The organism is Dietzia papillomatosis NBRC 105045, assembly GCF_001570845.1.
Lineage (GTDB): Bacteria > Actinomycetota > Actinomycetes > Mycobacteriales > Mycobacteriaceae > Dietzia > Dietzia cinnamea.
This window is the reverse complement of record NZ_BCSL01000088.1, coordinates 1-2,721: the sequence shown is the minus strand read 5'-3', so window position 1 is coordinate 2,721 and position 2,721 is coordinate 1. Positions and strand designations below refer to the sequence as shown.

General features: G+C 65.5%; 2 protein-coding genes. Both read right to left on the bottom strand.

Annotated features, from left to right (window positions below; translation table 11 throughout):
- Nucleotides 1-418 precede the first annotated feature (418 nt).
- On the bottom strand, nt 419-1,234 hold the full coding sequence (locus DPA01S_RS15845; protein ID WP_232303217.1) for a DUF4268 domain-containing protein: 816 nt from the start codon (nt 1,232-1,234) through the stop codon (nt 419-421).
- Between the two features lie 223 nt (nt 1,235-1,457).
- Entirely contained in the window at nt 1,458-2,423 is a 966-nt protein-coding gene (locus DPA01S_RS15840) for an NADP-dependent oxidoreductase (RefSeq protein WP_061917865.1), read from the bottom strand.
- Nucleotides 2,424-2,721: the final 298 nt, after the last annotated feature.

The following is a 2,721-nucleotide window of genomic DNA, read 5'->3' as shown; positions in this document are numbered from 1 at the left end:
CCCGATTTCGCTGTAGCTATGCCCGGCAAGCGCCAACGTCATGATGGCTTTGTAGTCGGCCATGCAGCCTCCTCAAATAGGAACAGACGGCGCAGTCGCGCCGCCTACCTTGAGCAGACCACCCCGGCTGCCCCGAGGAGTACCAAGTCGTCAGAATCGCGGTACCGAATCGCCGGACCGTAAGTACCATCTGGCCCTATCTGCCATCGGCGCCCATCATGGGCTTCTACCGGTCCTCCGCGCCCTTGATGGAGGTGGTGGAGGCACGGACTTATAAACCAAAGGCCGGTAGTTTTCTCCCGAATGTGCCGGCCCGTGCGAGCGAGACCGCCCATAGGCACTATCACGGACCCGTTTCAGTTACTGTAGCCACGCGTCGATCGGATCAGCTGACAACATCGGTTCGTGGCTTCAGCGCCTAGCTGATTCCCCCAACTGCATCGATCGCTCGGCGGAGTCGGACCTGTGCGTCAATGAGCCAGTCGGTCATCGCAGGCCAGGCGTCGCGGTCCTGGGGGTCGTTGAAGTCCGAGCTGGCAATGATTCTCGCGGCTTTTCTTCCATCCATTGGATCCCACTCGAGTTGCGCACCAAAGGCGGCTTCGAACTCGTCAGCTCGATTGCGGAGAGCGTTGAAGCGCTCCAGGTTCGTTTCGGGGTCCGGTGACTCGAAATAGAGCTGGAGGGTCAGCCGGCTTCCGAACCAGATCATGGATATGAGTACCTTTGGCACCCCAGAGGAGGTCCCGCACCAATTGCCGCCAGTGGTCCGCGCATTCGTCCAATGGGGGTGCGACTGTCGGATGCGTTCTAAGACTGCCTCCCAGAACTCTCGGTAGACCGACTCTCTCGCCGAGGCGGGGCGAGTTTCGCGCTTAACGCGCTTCTCCCAGTCGTTGGGCTGGGCCACCAGATCGAAGGCAGGCGCATACTCCGAGTCGCCGATCTGCACGACTCGGATTACCACCCCGAAGAATCGTGTCTCCTCGTCCGTTCGTTCATTGAGCCAATCGAGTGCGGCTCGATGCTCCGGCCGAAAATCAGTAGCGATCCAGATGATGGTGGTGGGCTCAGTGCCCGCTGCATAGGTGATGAGCTGACCGAGGTGAGAGTGGTCAGACTGCTCCAACTGGTTCTCCACAATGACCGTGGTACCGGTGGCGGTGTCGCGACCGATTAGGTCCAAACTGAAGCTGCCGACCGGATGCTCGGCCGCGTCGAGCTCGAGGTCCATGCCGAGAACCTCGTTCAGGACATCGACGTTGTCTCTGAGCCATGGGGTGAAGGACAGCGCCTCGTGCTTCCAAACCTCTCGAGGAGGGACGGATGACAGTCGGCCCAGGGAGGGCAGAGGTGCAGACATGAGGTCTCCATGGTCCAGTAGTCGGACGGGATCCAAATGGTGGCACAACGGGCGGTTTGGCGACTACCGACCGTCGGTGCCCCCCGCCCGCGCGTCACCGCGTGAAGTCGATGACCAACCGCCCCCGAGTCCCGCCGGCTTCGAGTCGTTCGTGGGCCCGCCACGCGTCCTCGGGCGCGTAGCTGTCCGCCACACGGAGGGTGACCACGCCGTCCTCGGCCAGCTGCCGCAACTCGTCGAGCTTTTCCTGTTCCTCCGCCATGTCGACCACGCTCACGGCATGAACCCGCAGGTCGCGCTTTCCGTCACCCCGATACCACCGCACCGTCGCGACCCCACCGCCGGTCTTGACCGCGGGGAGCACGGCGGCCTCCTGCACGGATCCGTCGAAGAGGCCGTCGACGCCGTCGGGGTAGAGCTCGAGGATGCGGTCGGCGACGCCCTCGCCGCGCCGCACGATCTGATCGGCGCCGAGTGACCGGACGAGCTCCTCGTCCGCCTCGGACGCGTCGGCGACCACGATGAGGCCGACGTGCTTGGCCAGCTGGATGACGTACCCGCCGGTCGAGCCCGCCGCCCCGGTCACCGCGAGAACCTGGCCGGGCTTCAGCGCCAGCAGGTCGAGAGCGCGCCGGGCGGTGAGGCCGTTCATCGGGAGCGTCGACGCGGCGATGTCGTCGGCATTGCGGGGCGCGGCGGTGATCGACCGGGCGGGCAGGACGATGTCCTCGCGGTACGCACCGTGGTCGTCGCGGGGGACCACGATGCCCATGACCCGGCCGCCCACGGACAGGGACGTGTCGGCGCCCTCGCCGATCTCGACGAGCGTTCCGGCGATGTCCATGCCGGGGACGTCCGCGGCTCCGCGCGGAGTTCCGGTCTTCGAGCGGGAGCCGTTGCGCGTGTAGGTGTCGGTGGGGTTGATGGTCGCGGCGGTGACGCGCACGCGGACTTCGGCCGGGCCGAGTTCCTGTTTGGGGACTTCCACGACCTGCAGGGCGTCGGGGCCACCGTAGGTCGTTACTCCGACCGCGCGGACGGAGGCGGTTGCAACGGTCATTGTTCCTCTTTCCCGCAGACCGGCGAGGGTGGGCCGGTCCGCTGGATTGTTGGCCATTGACATCTGTCGTGCAGCCTAACCACGCCGGCAGGGCGGTGCCGCCGCGAGCGACGGGCCTGGGGAGATGTCGACGACGAGTTCACCCTGGCCACTCACCGCTCGCTGTCGCCCACTCATCCGAGGTGGCGGGTCGACCCTCACCGCACGCCCGCCGCCCAGTGAGCCGACGGTTACCGACCGCTGCCGCGGCGAAACGGCCACGACACAATGCGCGTTCAGACTCGGTCCAGTTGATTAG